Annotated in this window: 17 protein-coding genes; 5 read left to right on the top strand and 12 right to left on the bottom strand. The window is 45.1% G+C overall.

Going from position 1 to position 18074, the window contains the following annotated elements:
* Nucleotides 1-11: 11 nt before the first annotated feature.
* Both ACIFSR_RS32715 and ACIFSR_RS32710 read right to left on the bottom strand, forming a co-directional pair.
* Complete coding sequence (locus ACIFSR_RS32715) at nucleotides 12-836, bottom strand: TrmH family RNA methyltransferase (RefSeq protein WP_430063341.1); 825 nt, start codon at nucleotides 834-836, stop codon at nucleotides 12-14.
* Nucleotides 837-844: 8 nt separating this feature from the next.
* Entirely contained in the window at nucleotides 845-1567 is a 723-nt protein-coding gene (locus ACIFSR_RS32710; protein ID WP_076271060.1) for a potassium channel family protein, read from the bottom strand.
* Nucleotides 1568-1646: 79 nt separating this feature from the next.
* Here ACIFSR_RS32710 and sspI point away from each other — a divergent pair, with 79 nt between their 5' ends.
* On the top strand, nucleotides 1647-1880 hold the full coding sequence (sspI, locus tag ACIFSR_RS32705) for a small acid-soluble spore protein SspI (protein ID WP_430063339.1): 234 nt from the start codon (nucleotides 1647-1649) through the stop codon (nucleotides 1878-1880).
* On the opposite strand, the gene ACIFSR_RS32700 is transcribed toward sspI, so the two are convergent.
* Entirely contained in the window at nucleotides 1874-3079 is a 1206-nt protein-coding gene (locus tag ACIFSR_RS32700; RefSeq protein WP_430063337.1) for an alpha-D-ribose 1-methylphosphonate 5-triphosphate diphosphatase, read from the bottom strand. The genes sspI and ACIFSR_RS32700 overlap by 7 nt on opposite strands.
* A gap of 233 nt (nucleotides 3080-3312) precedes the next feature.
* On the bottom strand, nucleotides 3313-3870 hold the full coding sequence (locus ACIFSR_RS32695) for a GbsR/MarR family transcriptional regulator (RefSeq protein ID WP_339207472.1): 558 nt from the start codon (nucleotides 3868-3870) through the stop codon (nucleotides 3313-3315).
* 240 nt (nucleotides 3871-4110) lie between these two features.
* Between ACIFSR_RS32695 and ACIFSR_RS32690 the strand changes: the two genes are divergently transcribed.
* The 3 genes from ACIFSR_RS32690 to ACIFSR_RS32680 all read left to right on the top strand — a co-directional run bounded on the left by ACIFSR_RS32690 (nucleotide 4111) and on the right by ACIFSR_RS32680 (nucleotide 7192).
* Nucleotides 4111-5319 carry a quaternary amine ABC transporter ATP-binding protein gene (locus tag ACIFSR_RS32690; protein WP_339207471.1) on the top strand — a complete coding sequence of 403 codons (1209 nt, stop codon included), beginning with the start codon at nucleotides 4111-4113 and terminating at the stop codon, nucleotides 5317-5319.
* Nucleotides 5306-6142 carry an ABC transporter permease gene (locus ACIFSR_RS32685; protein ID WP_076270998.1) on the top strand — a complete coding sequence of 279 codons (837 nt, stop codon included), beginning with the start codon at nucleotides 5306-5308 and terminating at the stop codon, nucleotides 6140-6142. Before ACIFSR_RS32690 ends, ACIFSR_RS32685 begins: the two co-directional genes overlap by 14 nt.
* A 183-nt stretch (nucleotides 6143-6325) precedes the next feature.
* Nucleotides 6326-7192 (top strand): glycine betaine ABC transporter substrate-binding protein, encoded by an 867-nt coding sequence (locus ACIFSR_RS32680; protein ID WP_339207470.1) that lies wholly within the window; start codon nucleotides 6326-6328, stop codon nucleotides 7190-7192.
* A 496-nt stretch (nucleotides 7193-7688) separates the two neighbouring features.
* Here the strand turns inward: ACIFSR_RS32680 and ACIFSR_RS32675 are convergent, their stop codons facing one another.
* The 8 genes from ACIFSR_RS32675 to ACIFSR_RS32640 form a co-directional block, all read right to left on the bottom strand.
* Nucleotides 7689-8789, bottom strand: a complete 1101-nt coding sequence (locus tag ACIFSR_RS32675) for a Gfo/Idh/MocA family protein (RefSeq protein WP_179089922.1) — start codon at nucleotides 8787-8789, stop codon at nucleotides 7689-7691.
* Nucleotides 8790-8836: 47 nt separating this feature from the next.
* A complete protein-coding gene (locus ACIFSR_RS32670) occupies nucleotides 8837-9559 on the bottom strand; it encodes a ThuA domain-containing protein (RefSeq protein WP_076270996.1) in 723 nt (240 codons plus the stop codon).
* Nucleotides 9560-9622: 63 nt separating this feature from the next.
* A complete protein-coding gene (locus ACIFSR_RS32665) occupies nucleotides 9623-10783 on the bottom strand; it encodes a Gfo/Idh/MocA family protein (protein ID WP_430063333.1) in 1161 nt (386 codons plus the stop codon).
* Nucleotides 10784-10887: 104 nt separating this feature from the next.
* Nucleotides 10888-11922, bottom strand: a complete 1035-nt coding sequence (locus tag ACIFSR_RS32660; RefSeq protein WP_339207468.1) for a LacI family DNA-binding transcriptional regulator — start codon at nucleotides 11920-11922, stop codon at nucleotides 10888-10890.
* A gap of 195 nt (nucleotides 11923-12117) precedes the next feature.
* A complete protein-coding gene (locus tag ACIFSR_RS32655) occupies nucleotides 12118-13185 on the bottom strand; it encodes an undecaprenyldiphospho-muramoylpentapeptide beta-N-acetylglucosaminyltransferase (protein ID WP_339207467.1) in 1068 nt (355 codons plus the stop codon).
* A gap of 159 nt (nucleotides 13186-13344) precedes the next feature.
* Complete coding sequence (locus ACIFSR_RS32650) at nucleotides 13345-14931, bottom strand: peptide chain release factor 3 (RefSeq protein ID WP_076270992.1); 1587 nt, start codon at nucleotides 14929-14931, stop codon at nucleotides 13345-13347.
* A gap of 39 nt (nucleotides 14932-14970) precedes the next feature.
* Nucleotides 14971-16527, bottom strand: coding sequence for a glucose-6-phosphate dehydrogenase (gene zwf, locus ACIFSR_RS32645; protein ID WP_339207466.1), 1557 nt, complete (start codon nucleotides 16525-16527; stop codon nucleotides 14971-14973).
* A gap of 140 nt (nucleotides 16528-16667) precedes the next feature.
* On the bottom strand, nucleotides 16668-17507 hold the full coding sequence (locus ACIFSR_RS32640) for a YwmB family TATA-box binding protein (protein ID WP_430063330.1): 840 nt from the start codon (nucleotides 17505-17507) through the stop codon (nucleotides 16668-16670).
* 181 nt (nucleotides 17508-17688) lie between these two features.
* Between ACIFSR_RS32640 and ACIFSR_RS32635 the strand changes: the two genes are divergently transcribed.
* Nucleotides 17689-18057: a hypothetical protein gene (locus tag ACIFSR_RS32635; protein ID WP_339207464.1), complete on the top strand. Its 369-nt coding sequence runs from the start codon at nucleotides 17689-17691 to the stop codon at nucleotides 18055-18057.
* The last annotated feature ends 17 nt before the right edge of the window (nucleotides 18058-18074 follow it).

Raw genomic sequence — 18074 nt, 5'->3', positions numbered from 1 at the left:
ACAGGAATTATTTATTTGTTATAAGCCCGCTGACGCAAGCTTTCATACAGCAAAACCGTTGCTGCCATCGCTACATTTAACGACTCTGCTTGTCCAACCATCGGAATAATGACCGATTCATCCACGAGCGCGCGAACTTCAGGACACAGTCCTTCTGATTCGCTGCCCATCAGCAGCCATGTTGACTGTGTCCAGTCGTAGCTATAGCAGGTATGCTCTGCTTGTAGGCTTGTCCCAATAAGCTTCATGCCTTTTTCTTTCGCTTCGGGCAGAAGTTCTTTTAAATCCGCTTCTATAATAGGCAGATGGAATAAAGAACCCATCGTAGATCTTACGGTTTTCGGATTGTAGAGGTCCACGCAGCCTTTGCCCAAAATAACAGCATCTGCGCCAACCGCATCCGCGCTGCGGATGATCGTTCCCGCATTTCCAGGATCTCGTACGCCGTCAAGCACAACGACAAGCCCGTTTTTGCGATATAATGCCTCTTTATGTACGGACAGCTTTGACAAAATAGCAAATACAGGTGGAGGCGTATCCGTTCCTGTGCATTTTGACATGACCGATCGTGAAGCTTGAACCCACTCTAAACCGAGTGTTGCCTCCGTATCATTCGTTTCTCGCTCCAGCTTAAGCTCTGCGGGAATACCGCGTTCTGCATCATAAACTATCGTCGTAACTTTTGCTGTTCCTCTCAGCGCTTCCAATACGAGATGAACGCCTTCAATTAGGAATTGGCCGCTGCGATCACGGTATTTTTTGTCTAGCAGCGATGCCCACTGCTTGACTCTGTCATTTTGTACAGATGATAGCAAAGAATCAAAATTTTCATTCATAGTTTGATTTAACCTTCCGAATATGCAATTTCTAAATTTGTTAGATCTGAGTTTTTACCTACAATAACAAGAATATCGTCCCTGCCAATTAAATCGTCCGCATATGGAGCGATGTTCATTGTAGAGCCTGTTTTGATAGCCATAACATTACATTTATACTTCGCCCTTATATCGAGCTTCTTCAAGCTTTGTCCAATCATTGGCTCGGGAGCTTTAATTTCAATGATGCTATAATCGTCTGATATCTCGATATAATCGAGAATGTTAGGCGACACAAGATGATGCGCAACGCGCAGGCCCATATCCCGTTCGGGAAAAACGACCTTATCGGCACCAATTTTGCCTACAACTTTACCATGAAGCTCGTTTTGAGCTTTGACGATTAACGTTTTTACTCCTAAATCCTTCAAAATGAGCGTCGTCAAAATGCTTGACTGAATGTCTTGTCCTATCGCAACAACGACAACATCAAAATTCCGAATACCGAGCGCTCGAAGCGCTTCCTCATCCGTTGAATCAGCTGATACTGCATGAGTTACAAAATTAACGACTTCTTGTACTCGCTGTTCGTTCGAGTCAATAGCTAATACCTCAAAGCCCATATCTGTCAAAGCTTTTGCAATGCTGGAGCCAAAACGCCCCATTCCAATTACTGCGTATTGCTTCTTTGCCATCGATACATAATCCTCCTTACGCGGATGATTGCTGCAGTTATTTAGACAGTATACCATAGCTTGCTCATTCGGATGAAAGAAGCATGCACTGGACATAGTAAATAAGTAAATCCCAATGGTCAGGAGGCTGTTTAGTTTGAAAGAAATTGATCTGCGTCAAGCAATCGTTATGCGTGTGCAGGAAAACTCTGCGAAAGATCTATCGGAAGTAATTGAAGACTCAATTGGCGCGGATGAGCGTGCTTTGCCGGGGCTAGGCGTACTGTTTGAGATGATCTGGCAGCAATCCACTGAGCTAGAGCAAGAGCGAATGGTTGATTCCTTATATAGGCATCTTCATCATTCTGAGCATGCTAATCCGTCTCAGTAACGCACAGCTGCAGAATAAACAATTTGGCCTCCGATAATAGTAGCTGTTACCCAAGGCAGGCCATCATATCGATCCACAATAATTAAATCCGCTGCTTTGCCAAGCTCTATGGAACCAATGTCACCATCCACGCCCAATGCCTGCGCTGGATGTAATGAGACCATCCGTACCGCAGCTGGCAAAGCGGCAATCCCTTCATCTGCAAGCTTAAACACAGCTCCCAGCATAGAAGATGGATGATAGTCTGAGCATAAAATATGGGCAGCACCAGCAGCAATTGCGTCGACCGCCTTTAAATTGTTGTCATGAGACGCGCCTCTAACAACATTAGGAGCACCTACACAAACATGAAGCCCTCGCTTAGAAGCATATTTTGCCGTAACCATATTAATTGGAAACTCACAGACAGAAACCCCAAAATCAAGCGACTCCTCTACCTTCTCCACCGAATCATCGTCATGTGAGGCAACAGCTATGCCAGCTTCAGCTGCAAGTTTGCTCATATTCTTCAAATGATCACCATTTACCAGTTGCCTTTGCTGAATGAGATTATCAACAATTGCGCGTACCTCTACAACGCCTACACCCTGATTCTTCATTACATAACGCTCAAATGAGCCGGGCTCACGATATTGGCCTTGCCCGGGTGAATGATCCATAAACGATAAATAATCAATCGCTTTCTCATTCAAAAACCTTTCAACAATGGGCATACCTGCCAAATGTGATACCTCAAAGCGCAAATGTATACGATTGCGAATCATCGATCGTTTATTGCGGTAGCTGTTAATATGCTCAATCATCCCCGTTAGCAAATGATCTCCTCGTAAACTAAGCCCTACGCCAAGTGATAATGAATGATACATCGTAGTTATGCCATGCACCGGCAGCTTCCGTTCAAACTCCAGCAATGCCATATCCAAAGGAAACAATGTATTGGGACGCGGCTGCACTTCTTTCTCAATCGCATCGCAATGAATGTCAATGAGACCTGGAAGTATGTATTGCTGCTTCGCATCTATGTTTATAGACTGGGGGTGCAGCTTTATCCAATTGCTGATTGCCAATTCATCGTGCAGCACAGCAGTTATTCGCCCATCGATAATAGCAATTGCCCCGTCAGCCATTTGGCCAGGCAAAACGATCTTTCCGTTCGTAATAATCATAGGCTCAGTGCTAGCTCTTAAGCGATTATCCATCGATATATACATCCCCCGCTCTAAAATGATTGTAATGATTTTACCATATTTTACTTAGAAAAACATACCTAGGAGTTAGAACCTTGATATTTGTAAAAAATACATTAATTCCTCTTTTATACAGTTCCAAAGCTTCTATATTATGCTCGAAACAAGCAAAAAAACCGCAAGAATAATTCCTCGCGGCTTTGAAGCATAATAAAGGCAAGAAGCGTTGCCTTTCGTTTCTCATTTTATTCTTCAAGAGGTATTAGCTTGTAAATATCTCCATTTTCAAAAGAATCGATTAAACGATCCAGCCATTTGTAATATTTTAAAGCCTCATCAATCTTTTGTGTATCATTATCAAGCACATCAAGGAAAGCTTGTTCGCTTTCGTATTGAAGCTTTAGAGCATCGATTTCCTTCATTGATCGGTTTAGGGCACTCATATTTTGCTCGACAGCTTTTCTCCATTTAATGGAGAAGTAGTCCGTAAAGTTTTGATGCCAGTTCGGCTCTACTTCATATAAGTCTTTTCTTGAGCCTTTACCCCATACTTTATTTATCATCTTCAGATCATGCAGCGTACGCATGCCAGTACTCATTGATGTCTTGCTCATGCCCATCGTCTGGCTCATCTCATCAAGTGTAACTGGCTCACGATTAAAGTACATATTGCCGTACAAATGACCAATGGATAACGTAATGCCGTACAAATCCATGTTTTCACCAATTGATTCAATGACGCGGCGCCTTGCTTTATGCAGCTTGGTTAGCTGCTCATCTGTTAATGCTGCAAGCTCATTCATGTCGTTCCTCCTGAGGAGTGTCTTTCCCCCTATCATTCTTACATCAATTATTGTAATCAAATGACCATCCATATGTAAAGAACACGTTTGATACGAAAAAGGGAGTTATCCAGAGTATACAGTATGTAAAGTTCGTAAAGTTATAACTGTACGTAGTATACAGAGTCTCACGCCTTTTGACCATAACAAACATAACCAACTAAACTTATGGGAGTCGAAATATTCCAAAGGGGGCACAACATGGCGATTATAGAAGCCAAGAGGCTGACCAAAATTTTCGGAACAGATCCGAAAAAGGCGATCCCGCTGCTGGATAAAGGATGGTCTAAAGAGAAAATTTTTGCAGAAACAAAGCTTACGGTTGGGGTGAACCAAGCAAATTTCTCGATTGAAGAGGGACAAATATTTGTTATTATGGGCTTGTCCGGTAGCGGCAAGTCGACACTTGTACGTCTTCTCAATCGATTAATTGAACCTACTTTAGGTCAAGTCCTGTTTAACGGGACAGATGTGCTTAAGATGTCACCAGAGCAACTGCGGCAATTTAGAAGAAAAAATGTTGGTATGGTATTTCAGAAGTTCGCACTGTTTCCGCATCGCACCGTTATTCAAAACATTGAATACGGACTAGAGGTTCAGGGCATCGATAAGAAAAAACGCAGAGAAATGGCGATGCATTCGCTAGAGCTTGTTGGATTGAAAGGATGGGCAGACAGCTATCCTGACCAATTAAGCGGCGGTATGCAGCAGCGCGTTGGGCTCGCAAGAGGACTTGCTAACGATCCGGATGTTCTGCTTATGGATGAAGCCTTTGGCGCACTCGATCCTTTAATTCGGAAGGATATGCAGGATGAACTGCTTGAGCTTCAATCCAAAATGAAGAAAACAATTGTTTTCATTACCCATGACTTAAACGAAGCACTGCGGATCGGTGATCAAATCGCTTTGATGAAGGACGGAAGCATCGTCCAAATTGGATCACCTGAAGAAATATTGATGCAGCCAGCGAACAAATATGTTGAGCGTTTCGTCGAGGACGTTGATTTATCCAAAGTATTTACAGCATCACATGTCATGATTAAGCCTGAAACGATAACGATCGAGAAAGGTCCGCGTGTTGCTTTGCAATTTATGCGTGACCGCGGAGTATCGAGCCTTTACGTTGTCGACAAAGGTATGCGCCTGCTTGGCGTTATAACGGCAGAAGAAGCAGCGAATGCAATTAAAAACGGCCAAAAGCTTGAAGATGCAATGGAGCGAGATGCACCATTCGCACAGCCGGATACGCTGCTTAATGAGTTGTTTGAATTAATGAGTAATTCGAAATTCCCCATTTCCATTATTGATGCAAACGGGCGCCTTAAAGGCATCGTCATCAAGGGCGCGGTTCTAGCCGCATTAGCTGGAAATTCCGTATTAGAGGCTGGTGAACGTATTGAATCTACCTAAAATTCCATTAGCTGACTGGATCGAATGGCTGGAAGCTTGGTTTGAAGCTCATTTCGACCCTTTTTTCAAATTAATACGCACAGTTGTCGGCGAAACTGTAAATGGCTTGGATGTCGCTCTCAATTGGTTTCCAGCGCTAGTGCTTATTTTGATATTCACTATTTTGGCTTGGCTTATCGGCAAGTGGAAAATGGGAATATTCACACTTATCGGATTGTTAATCATAGAAAATCTCGGCTTATGGAGCCAAACGATGCAGACACTAGCGCTCGTTTTGACTGCAGCTTTCATATCCGTGCTGATTGGTGTTCCTATTGGAATTTTGTGTGCTCGCTACACCAATTTCCAAAAAATCATTACACCACTGCTTGATCTTATGCAGACGATGCCAGCCTTCGTTTATTTGCTTCCAGCTGTAACGTTCTTCTCCTTGGGTGTTGTTCCTGGCGTGATCTCTTCGATTATTTTTGCAATCCCGCCAACGATACGATTAACGAATCTTGGCATTCGCCAAGTCCCTGCCGAATTAGTAGAAGCAGCAGATGCCTTCGGATCTACGCCAACGCAAAAATTGTTCAAGCTACAGCTTCCTATTGCCATGCCAACCATTATGGCCGGCATTAACCAGACCATTATGTTGTCACTATCGATGGTCGTCATTGCATCCATGATTGGTGCACAAGGTGTAGGTGCTTATGTATATCGTGCAGTGACGCAAGGAAATACCGGCGTTGGGTTTGAAGCTGGTCTTGCTATTGTTATATTAGCCATTATTTTAGACCGACTGACCCAACAAATTATTCGTAAAAGCAAAACCACTTAAACTAATTTATAAACGTTAAGCGCATGCTCAATGCTAGTTTGCTGCGCAAGATTAAAGCGTATGCTTTCGATGTTAGTTTGCTGCGCAAACTTTAAGCGTATGCTTACGAAGTATTTTGCTGCGCAAAATTAAAGCGTATGCTTTCGATGTTAGTTTGCTGCGCAAACTTTAAGGAGTGATTTTTTGAAATTTAATAAAATGAGTGTAATTGTTGCTGCTGTTATGACCATGGCTTTAGTCGCTGGATGCTCTTCGAACAATGAAGGCGCAAAGAAAAAAGTAACGCTTGCTTACGTGGCTTGGGATTCTGAGATAGCGAGCACGTATGTTGTGAAGGAAGTACTTGAGCAGAAGCTCAATTACAAAGTTGATATGATGCAAGTTGATGCAGGGCCTATGTGGGCTGGTATTTCTGACGGCAGTGCAGATGCGATGGTAGCTGCATGGCTTCCTACAACACATGCATCGTACATCGAAAAATATAAAGGTAAATTTGATGATCTAGGACCAAATCTGGAAGGAACAAAAATTGGTCTAGTCGTTCCTAAATATATGGATGTTAACAGCATTGACGAGCTTAACGATGCCGTTGGCGCTGAAGTAGATCATACGATTATCGGTATTGAGCCGGGTGCTGGTCTCATGATGTCGACAGAGAAAGTATTAGATCAATATAATCTGCGAGATAAATGGAAGCTGCTTGAGAGTTCCTCCGCAGCGATGACTCAGCAGCTTGAGAAGGCTTATGCTAACAAAGAGCCGATTGTTGTGACAGGCTGGACACCGCACTGGATGTTCGCCAAGATGGAGCTGAAATATTTGGCAGATCCTAAAAATGTATATGGCGGAGATGAACAAATTCATACAATCGCCCGTCAAGGACTAAAGGATGATCTGCCTGAAGCTTATGCATTCCTCGATCAGTTTAATTGGACGCCAGATGATATGGCTTCCGTTATGATCAAAATCCAAGAAGGCGAGACGCCAGAAGCAGCTGCCAAAGCATGGGTTGAGCAAAATCCTGACAAGGTTGCCGCTTGGATAAAATAATAGCCAACATTCGAAAGAAGCTGTCTCAAAAGGATTCAGATCGATGGATCAATAGCTCACTTTGGACAAAATGTTGGAGAGCATGAAAAAATAGCGCATCAAAGGCTATTCCCGGCGGATTCAATTATTGGTCTCGCCGGCTTAATCATTTCTCTAACGAACCGTATCATGCTTATTATGCAGAAAACGACTCTTCTTTCATTTTAACGAACCTGATAAACGTTATATCATGATTTACATGGTGTTCCGAGCTATTTTTCTCAAAATAACGATTCTGGAGTTCGTTAAAATTTAAATCCATTACGAATAGTTTGAATAAGACCTGCTGGGTTCGTTAGCTATAAGATTGTTAAAGTGAGGACATCGTCCGAACTATGTTTCATCAAAAAAGCAAGAGCTGTTCCAATCGTAGATACATCTACTTTTGGGACAGCTCTTTTTTAAAGTTGTTTATTAATGACTTTACATCCTAGCCGTTAATGCTCTTCAGCCTTTATTAATCCAAGCAGAAAGGCTGCAAACCAAGCGGCAATGGCGCTGGGCGCTCACAAGTGCTCTTCATAACATAATGTACGCCTTGTTCCGACGCGTCATGGAAGCCATGCATAGCTTCGAGTACATGATAAGCAAGCTCGCCATTAGCGCGATGCTTACGACCGGTTTGAATTGCTTTGGCCATGTCTGCCGCACCGACACCACGAGCGTTCTCTGTGTATCCGTAAGCGAGCGGAATATCTGACCATTCATTTGAGCCCGCACGCCAAATCTTAATTTGTCCGCCAAACCCGTTAGGATCTGGGACAAGAAGTGTGCCCGCGCTGCCGTATATTTCGATACGAGGAAGCGTTGAGCCACCTTTCACATCAAAGCTCGTGAGCAATGTTCCGATTGGGCCAGATGCAAAGTCCATCACTCCAGCGATATGAGTTGGTACTTCAACCTCTACCTGCTGACCGTATTTCGGTTTGCTTGTAATCGTTCTCTCTGGGAAAGAGATACGTGCCGAACCCGTTACACGAGTGATCGGTCCAAGCAGCGCTACAAGCGCGGTTAAATAGTATGGCCCCATATCAAACATCGGGCCGCCGCCCTTTTGATAATAAAATTCTGGAGCCGGATGCCATGATTCATGCCCACCGCACACCATGAATGCAGTCGCGCCAATCGGCGTACCAATCCAGCCGTCCTCAAGCAGCTTAATGCTCGTTTGGATGCCGCCGCCAAGGAATGTATCCGGCGCGCTTCCTACGTAAAGACCTTTTTTCTCAGCAAGCTCAAGTACCTGCTGCGCCTCTTCACGAGTAACTGCAAACGGCTTCTCTACATAAACATGTTTGCCTGCTTCAAGAGCTTGCAAGCATACCGATGCATGCGCTTGTGGGATCGTCAAATTGATTATCATTTGAACTTCCGGATCAGCAAGCAGCTCCTCAACCGAACAACCGCGAACGCCAAACTGCTCGCCTTTTGCTTTGGCTCTCTCCACATCTAAATCTGCGCAAGCTACAACCTGCAAGGCATCAAAACGATTGCCGTTTTCAAAATAGATGCCGCTAATATTGCCTGTTCCTATAATGCCTGCTTTGATCTTTTCCATAATCTCTAGTCCCTCTTCTCATATCCTAAGATTATTATAATTGCGATTTACAACTGATTATCTGCCATACCGCTATAAGCAGAAGCTGTTTTGCCTGCTGCCAGCGCATTTGCTTTACCTTCCGCACACCACAAGAAGCCGCGTCTCATAAGCTCTTTCACCGCTTCAATCTCTATAATATTAGCTTGATGACCAAGCGAGTTGTAATATACGCGTCCAACACCCCAGCGCTTCGTCCATACAACCGGCATATCAACTGCCTTGTTGAGTGAATGCGGTCCTGGTGTCAGCGGAAAACGTGTTGTCGCCAGCACTTCAACTGCCGGATCAACATGCAAATAATATTGCTCAGAGCTTACAACAAAATCTTCAATGCCTTCTGTCAGCTGACTGGATGAATTATTAATATTAACCGTGTATTCAACACCGTCATTGCCTGGGTGAGCTACCCATTGTCCGCCGGTCATAAACTGCCAGTCTACATTTTCACGAAACGCATCGCACATTCCGCCATGGCATCCTGCCAAACCTACGCCGCTTTGAACAGCTGCAGATACATTATCGACAAGCTTCTGCTCGATCCGTGCCATCGTCCATACAGGTACGATAAGATCAAGTCCCAAAAGTTTTTCTGCATCCGCAAATGCTTCCAATGTGTCGGACACCTCTACCTCGAAATCCTCAGCTGCAAGCACCTCACGAAAAATTTCTGCTACTTCTTTCGGCTGATGTCCATCCCAGCCGCCCCATACGATTAGTGCTTTTTTCATTACATTCTCCTGCCTCTCTCCAAGACCTAAGTAATCTCCTAATTAATAACCCTATATGGCTTACTATAATTCGCTAATTGCTACCCAGCGGCGTTCTGCAATCGAACGATCTACCGCCTCCAGAACCTCTTGGCATTTCACGCCATCTACAAAGTTCGGTACGGGCTGACGATCTTCTGCAAAAGCTTGCATCAGCTCATGCATTTCATGTGTAAACGTGTGCTCGTATCCAATGGTATGTCCAGCTGGCCACCAAGCGTCCATATACGCATGCGATGGATCGGTTGCAAGTACGCGGCGGAAGCCTTGAACATCCTCGGCATCATCGGTGAAATAAACTTGAAGCTCATTCATCCGCTCAAAATCAAACTTGATGCTTCCTTTACTGCCGTTAATTTCAAAAGCGTTCGTACAGCGATGGCCGGCTGCGAAGCGAGTCGCCTCAAAGCTGCCCAGCGCGCCGTTAGCAAAGCGTGTCATAAACATGGTTGCATCATCCACTGTTACTTCTCCGAGCGGTCCACCCTCGCTTCCCTTTGCGCTAAGGCCAGTCATAGCTGAAGCAATCGGTCGCTCTTTAACGAAAGTTTCGCTCATGCCGATAACCTCATTGAATTCTCCAACGAGAAAACGCGCCATATCTATCAAATGTGCTCCTAAATCACCATGGGAGCCGGAGCCTGCAATTTCCTTCTGAAGACGCCATACGAGCGGGAAGCTCGGATCGATAATCCAATCTTGCAAAAACACAGCACGGAAATGATAGATTTCACCGAGCCTGCCATCTGACACCAATTTTTTGGCAAGCTGTACAGCAGGTGCAAATCGATAGTTAAAACCTACCATATGCTTCACGCCTGCTTTTTCTGCAGCATCAAGCATTTCACGGGAGTCTTCAAGCGTAAGCGCCAGCGGCTTCTCACAAAAGATATGTTTGCCAGCTGCCGCTGCTGCTAGAGCGATAGCCTTATGTGCATCACTTGGTGCATTAATATCGATTAAGTCGATATCCTCGCGGTTAACGAGCGCATTCCAATCCGTTTCAGCACTTTCCCAGCCGAATTGTGACCGTGCTTGTTCAACGCCTTCTGGATCGCGACCACAAATGGCCGTCATCTCCGGCTTAATCGCATTCGGGAAAAACATCGGAAGCGCGCGGTATGCGTTGCTATGTGCCTTCCCCATAAACTTATAACCAACCATGCCAACTCTTACTTTATCCATAATAATCCGCCTCTCTTAAGCGTAAACGCCTTATGCTGCCTCTAGCGATAAGATCGCGTCCCGCAATTGAAATAGAATGGAGCAGAAAAACTCGTATTCAGGATTTAACGCTTGAGTCTTGACGTTTCTCTTGTGATCAAGCTGACTGGTAAAACATCTGTTTGTGAATCTGTCGTTTTCGTTTTCTGATCCGGGTCCAGCAATCTAGCAGCTGCAAGCTTACCCATTTCATAGAAAGGAACAGCAACGGTTGAAAGCCTTGGACTAATGATGCGCGAGCCGTCTGAGTCATCATATCCAACTAGCGCATAATGCTCGCCAGCTTCAACTCCCAGTTCCCGCAAGCGCTGCATCAGGCCGATTGCCATTCGATCATTAGCCGCAAATACCGCATCGATATTGCCTTCTTTAATTTGTTCCGCCAATTGCTCCGCGAGCTCCGCCCCGCTCTTTCGGCTGTAATTACCGTGATAGATTAGACTCAGCTCATAAGCAAGTCCCGCTTCCATTAGAGCCGCTTTGTAGCCTTCCTGCCTATCGGCACTATTTGAATATTGCAGCGGACCGTTAACAAAAGCAATTCTGCGGCTGCCCTGACTCAACAAATGCGATACGGCCGCCTTGCTGCCTGAAACATGGTCAGCATCGACAGTACGATAATGCTCCGCATCAAACCGCTGATTCACAAGGCAGAAAGGAAAGTTCTCAGCCTTCAGCTCAGCAAGGGCGGCTCTTTCCTCAGGCACATTTTGTGAGCCTAAAACGATGCAAGCATCAATCTTATGCATGCGAAATAGTTTAGCGTAATCTCTCTCCCCATCTGGTTCTCTAAAAATAAGAAGCAGGTCATAGCCGCAGCGCTTCGCTGTTTCACCGATTCCACTTAATATTTCCGAAAAATAGTAAGTGGAAAACAAATGAACTTTTGGCACGAATGGCAATATGACGCCAATATTCCCGCTCTTCCTTCGAGCAAATTGCTGAGCAAGCGCATTCGGTACGTATCCAAGCTCAGCCGCGGCTTGTAATACACGTTCACGCGTTTCCTCTTTGATAGGGCCGACGCTGTTCATCACTCTCGAAACAGTCGCCTCTGAAACACCAGCTAGTTTCGCAACTTCTTTCCTGCTAATAATCATTTTCCTCCTGAAAAGCTAATATGCTAAGTTGTCATTTCATTTAAATGTACACGCGTACATTATTGCATGAAAACGTTTTAGCGTCAATAAACTTTTTGCATATTTTTCTATCGTTGCCCTCATTACAAAAAAAACGATCCAGAACGCTTGCATCGGCGTCCCAGATCGTTTTTTCTCGTTGTCTCTTGCAGTTACTTACTTCTTCGCTATTTCATTAATCCATTCAAAAACAGCGGACAGCGCATTTGCTTCCTCACTCATGTTCATCCTATCGATATAGGATTTACGGTTTTGGTACAAACGCTCGACACTCTCAACAAGCGTGCTTGCCGTCAGCTTCTCTTCATACAATACTTCGGCATAACCCGATTTCTCAAACGACTGGGCATTCAAAATTTGATCGCCTCGGCTCTGTTCCCGTGTTAGAGGAATAAGCAGCATCGGCTTCTTTAAGGATAAAAATTCAAATATGGAATTAGAGCCTGCTCGTGAAATCACAAGGTCCGTCATCGCCAAAACATCCGGCAATTGCTCATTCACAAATTCGAATTGCTTATAGCCAGGCATAGCAAGCGACGGGTCAACTTGATTTTTACCGCAGAGATGAACGATTTGATAGCTTTTGGTCAGGCTTGTTAATGACTGTCTGACTGCCTGATTAATTTTGCGTGCACCTAAGCTTCCACCCATAATTAAGATGACAGGCTTGTTTTTGGTAAATCCGCAAAAAGTTCTGCCTCTATCCGCGTTGCCCTGCTTCACTTCCTCACGTATAACTGCCCCTACATGCCTGCTTTTATCAGCCTTCAGCATGCTGCCCGTCTCAGGAAAAGTCGTACATACTCCTGTAGCAAAAGGGATCGATAACCGATTGGCGAGACCTGGCGTCAGATCGGATTCATGAATAAGCAGCGGCACCTTGTTTAGCCATGCGCCAATAACGACAGGTACAGATACAAATCCGCCTTTGGAGAAGATGACGTTCGGTTTATTTTGCTTAATGAGGCGATAAGCTTGATAAAGACCCTTTACTACCTTGAACGGGTCCTTTATGTTCTGAATATCCATGTACCTTCTCAGCTTTCCCGTCGATATCGGAAAATACTTAACCTCTGGAATCGTTGCGATAAGCTGCCTTTCAATACCGCTCTCCGATCCGATATATTGGACTGACCAGCCCTCTTCCAAAAAATGCGGGATCAAGGCCATATTAACGGTAACGTGTCCGGCTGAGCCTCCCCCGGTGAACATGATTGTTTTCATGAATGACTAGCCACCTATCGTTTTTTATCCATTTATTATACGGGTAAAGATTCGTTTTAGCACTGAAATTCAAGGAGATGGATATAAAAAGCATCCCCAGCCGCAAGCGCTGCTGCGCGATTGGCCGAGGATGCTTTAAACGTGCCTATATCCCTACCCTTAAGGCGCAGTTTCCAGAAACTTAGACGTTGGATTCTTGTCTACTGCCGTACGCATCGCATATTCGTTCTCGAACAAGACGACATAGTTGCCCTTCTTGTCCTTTACGAGCGTCGTATTGATTCGGAATTTGCTAGGGTCAATATTATCATCAACGATCCAGCGGGCAAATTGGAACTGCATCCGGTGCAATTGAATATCTACGCCGTACTCCGCTTTCATTCGATGCTCAAATACCTCAAATTGCAAGTGACCAACAACGCCGAGAATCGTCTCGTCGAAGTTGCCTGTGGAGTGGAACACTTGAATCGTGCCTTCCTCTGTGAGCTGATCAATGCCTTTTTGGTACTGCTTGTGCTTCAACGCATTTTTAACGGTTACTTTAGCAAAAATTTCAGGCGAGAACGTTGGAAGCTCATCGAACACAACTTCGCCGCCTTGTGATAATGAATCGCCGATTCGGAAGATACCTGGATCAAACAAACCGATGATATCGCCCGGATACGCCGTATCCACGATATCACGGTCTTGCGCTAGAAACTGCTGAGGCTGCGCAAGCTTAATGTCCTTGCCATTACGCACATGACGAACGCTCATTCCGCGCTCGAATTTGCCGGAGCAAATCCGAAGGAAAGCAATTCGGTCACGATGGGCTGGGTTCATATTCGCTTGAATTTTGAAAACATATCCCGTAAATTTCTCATTCGTCGGATCAACCTGACCTGTCGTGCTGTTGCGCGACGTCGGCTTAGGAGCCAGCTGAAGGAAGTTTTCTAGAAAAGTTTGCACGCCAAAGTTATTAACCGCGCTTCCGAAGAAAAGAGGCGTCAGTTCACCCGCTTGCACTTTCTCAAAATCAAATTGATCACCAGCGACATCCAGCAGCTCAAGATCACCAATAAGCTGATCTGTTAAATAATCTCCAGCCATCTCACGAATGACAGGATCATTATAATCGCTAACGGGACGAACCTCGATTGTCGAGTGGTCATTTCCTTGGAAAAGCTCGACCTGTGTTTTCATTCGGTCATAAACACCGCAAAGCTCACGTCCCATGCCGATTGGCCAGTTCATTGGAACAGCGCGAATGCCTAAGACACGCTCAAGCTCCTCCATTAATTCAAATGGACTTTGCCCTTCACGGTCCAGCTTGTTAATAAAAGTAAAAATCGGAATGCCGCGTTTGCGGCAAACCTGGAACAGCTTGATCGTTTGTGCCTCGACACCTTTGGCAACGTCAATAAGCATGACGGCGCTGTCGGCTGCGGTAAGCGTACGATATGTGTCCTCACTGAAATCTTGGTGACCAGGCGTATCAAGAATGTTAACGCGATGTCCTAGATAATCGAACTGCATTACGCTGGACGTTACCGAGATACCACGTTGTTTCTCAATTTCCATCCAGTCGGATGTTGCATGACGGCTCGCTTTGCGCGCCTTAACTGACCCTGCAAGCCGAATGGCTCCTCCGAATAGGAGGAGCTTCTCAGTGAGGGTCGTTTTTCCTGCATCCGGGTGAGAGATAATCGCGAATGTACGGCGCTTATCTACTTCCTGTTTAATTTCTTCACTTAACGATTGGCTCATGCTTGTCTTCCCTTCATTACGTAAGGTATGCGGCAGCGATTATTTTCCGCTGTTCGAAACCCAAATGACGTTATCTTCCTCTTGTCCGTTAACCGGCCACCAATGGAAACCATCTTCTTTTAGCATTTCATCCGCAGCTTCTGGACCCCATGATCCCGCTGGATACAGCTTCAAATCACTTTTCTCTTCACGCCAAGCTTGCGCAATACGATCTACGAAAGCCCAAGCTTGGGATACTTCATCCCAGCGCGTGAAGTAAGTGGAGTCGCCGCGTGCCGCATCATGAATGAGGCGTTCGTACGCTTCAGGCGTATTTAAGCCGATTTGGCAGCTTTGGCAGAACTCCATGGCAACTGGCTGTACCGAATTGTTTTGACCAGGTGTCTTTGCGTTTACTTTAATATATATGCCCTCAAGCGGGTTTACGCGAATAACGAGCAAATTCGGCGCCAAATCATGACGCTGCGCAAATAGAACATTTTGCGGCATCGATTTGAACTCGATGACGACCTCCGTTGTTTTTACAGGTAGACGTTTGCCCGTTCTAATATAGAAAGGCACGCCAGCCCAGCGGAAGTTGTCCACTAATACTTTGGCAGCAAAATAAGTTTCAGTCGTGGAGTCCTCGCCAACAGAATCCTCTTGGCGGTAGCCCGTAAGCTCTTTGCCATGATGGCTGCCTTCGCTGTATTGACCGCGTACGACGTGCGAGCGAACCTCATCACTGGACGTATAATTACGCAGTGAACGAAGCACCTTTACCTTCTCGTCACGAATATCTTCTCCGTGCAAGCGGCTTGGCGGCTCCATAGCAATCATCGTAAGCATTTGCAGCATATGGTTCTGACCCATGTCGCGCAAAGCTCCCGATTTGTCGTAATAGCCTCCGCGATCCTCAACGCCAACCGTTTCGGATAATGTAATTTGAACATTGGCAATATGGTTATTATTCCACAAAGGCTCAAAAAAAGCATTAGCAAAACGAATAACTTGAATGTTTTGAACCATTTCCTTGCCTAGATAGTGATCGATACGGTATATTTCTTCTTCCTTAAACACTTGGTTAATCTGTTCATTCAGCTTCTGAGCCGATGGAAGATCGTAGCCAAATGGCTTCTCGATTACGACGCGATGCCAGCCATTTGATTCAAGCAATCCGCCGTCGCGCAAATTGAATGATACCGGACCGAAAAGTGAAGGCGCAAGGGCCAAGTAAAAAAGACGGTTGCCGGGAATGTTGAACTTCACATCAAGCTGCTCAGACAATTTGCTAAGCTCGCGGAAGCCTTCTACATCGTTAATATCGAGTGACATATATACGAAATGTTCTGCAAAACGATTCCAAAGCTCAGCATCGTCCGCTTTGTAACGACAAAACTCTACAATAGATTCATAAAGGTCAGCACGAAATTGTTCATTCGTACGAGGACGTCTTGCTAGACCAACGACGGCAAAGTTTTCTGTGAGCTTGCCTTCTTTATATAAACTGAAAAGGGCTGGAAACAGCTTGCGCCGAGCCAAATCGCCCGTTGCTCCGAAGAGGTAATATACAGCACCTTCTGCAGAGACGGATTCAAGATTATTATTATATGTCATTTGCCTCATTCTTTCCCTATGTATTTTTATACAACTTTACATGATATGTAGTTTAGCATATTCAACTTTAATTCGCTATTCAACATGTCATAAAAAATACTGATAAGATCCGTTACTAATTCTAATCAGAGTATACCCATCTATGGGCTCTCCGTCGCAATGGCACTGTATTCACCCGTAATGACAGGCACACCGATCGTCAATGCCGTTTGATCTGAATTTGTCTCTTTATGCAAAGCGATTTGAAGATTGGCTGTTTTCCCATTTTCAACAGTGATGGCTGAATGCAGCATGCGGGTATAAAACATGTCGCTGGTCGTGCCTTTATCTTCATAATGATCCACTGCTTTGGCATCTGTCAGCCTAACCAAACGCTCAATGGCTTGACTATTTTTCGTATAACCTTGTACTTTCATACTCGTCGTAAACGCAGGGGAAATACGTGCGATCTGAGCGGAAACTTCTGCTGTCACTTGCAGCAGCTTATTTTTTTTGGTCATTTCTGTTGGCTTAGTTTCTAATATAACCATAAGCTGCTCGCCATTGCTGTCTATCTGCGTGAGACTAATTGAAATTTGTCCGCCGTATGACGGGATAACGCCAGTGACTGTTTTGCCCTCATTCTGGTTCTGCACCAGTATGCTGCTAGCCTTTCCCGGTTCCTTTGAGAACATTTGCTGAGTAAGCTCCTCCATGGCTCCTTCCTTGCCCGTTACATTCCATCGAATCGACCACTGCGCTCCCTCAGAGCTGCTTTTCATTTGGTCGTCGCTCCATAACCACAGCTCTCCCAAATCATGCTGAAGAAGCTGTTCCGCTGAAGTTGATTCCTTTGGTTCCCTGTCTGCCTGCCACATCGCCCATGCTGCACATATCAAAATCACGAGCATCGCTAGCATGATCCCAACCTTCGTTTGTTTGGCTCGCTGCTTTGCAGACATACGGTGGCGAGCGGGAGGTGTGTTTTTCGGGATATACATTATTATTCACTCCTGTCCTCTTCCAAATGGGTAAACATCCATACACGTTTGCCTGTAGGTGAATACACTGGTTGCAGGAATGCTGGAATAAATGCTTTGAGTCTAACCTCTCATAGCAAAATGCCAATACAACACGCTCAAGCGCTTTATTCCAATTACACTTTGGAGGTGTCATCAGCAAATGGAACGCATTTATCCATTGCACGAAGAAGTCGTCAGTCGTTTTTGCGGGTATCCAGTATGTGTGATTATGAATGACGGCATGCGCCACTTTGGCATACTTAGCTCCTGCGAGAGCGGCAGATTGCATTTAAACGCAGGCTCCGGCGAAACGGAAGCCGCGACTGCAAATGCGAAGCCGCAAGTTTCAAAAAACAAAAAAGGCGGTAAAGGTAAAAAAGAGATGGCTCATAAATCCGCTTCAACGCAAGTTCAAACGCAGGCTTACCCTTATGATCCTTACTATTATGGAGAACGGCCTTATTATCCATGGGGCGAAGCGCTTGCTCTTGATTTGGCTTCAATCGCATTCTTGTTTCTATTGCTGTAAATGGCAAAGCGGCGAGC

The organism is Paenibacillus sp. NRS-1760 (genome assembly GCF_050467785.1).
Lineage (GTDB): Bacteria > Bacillota > Bacilli > Paenibacillales > Paenibacillaceae > Pristimantibacillus.
This window is presented reverse-complemented; position numbering and strand designations above follow the sequence as displayed.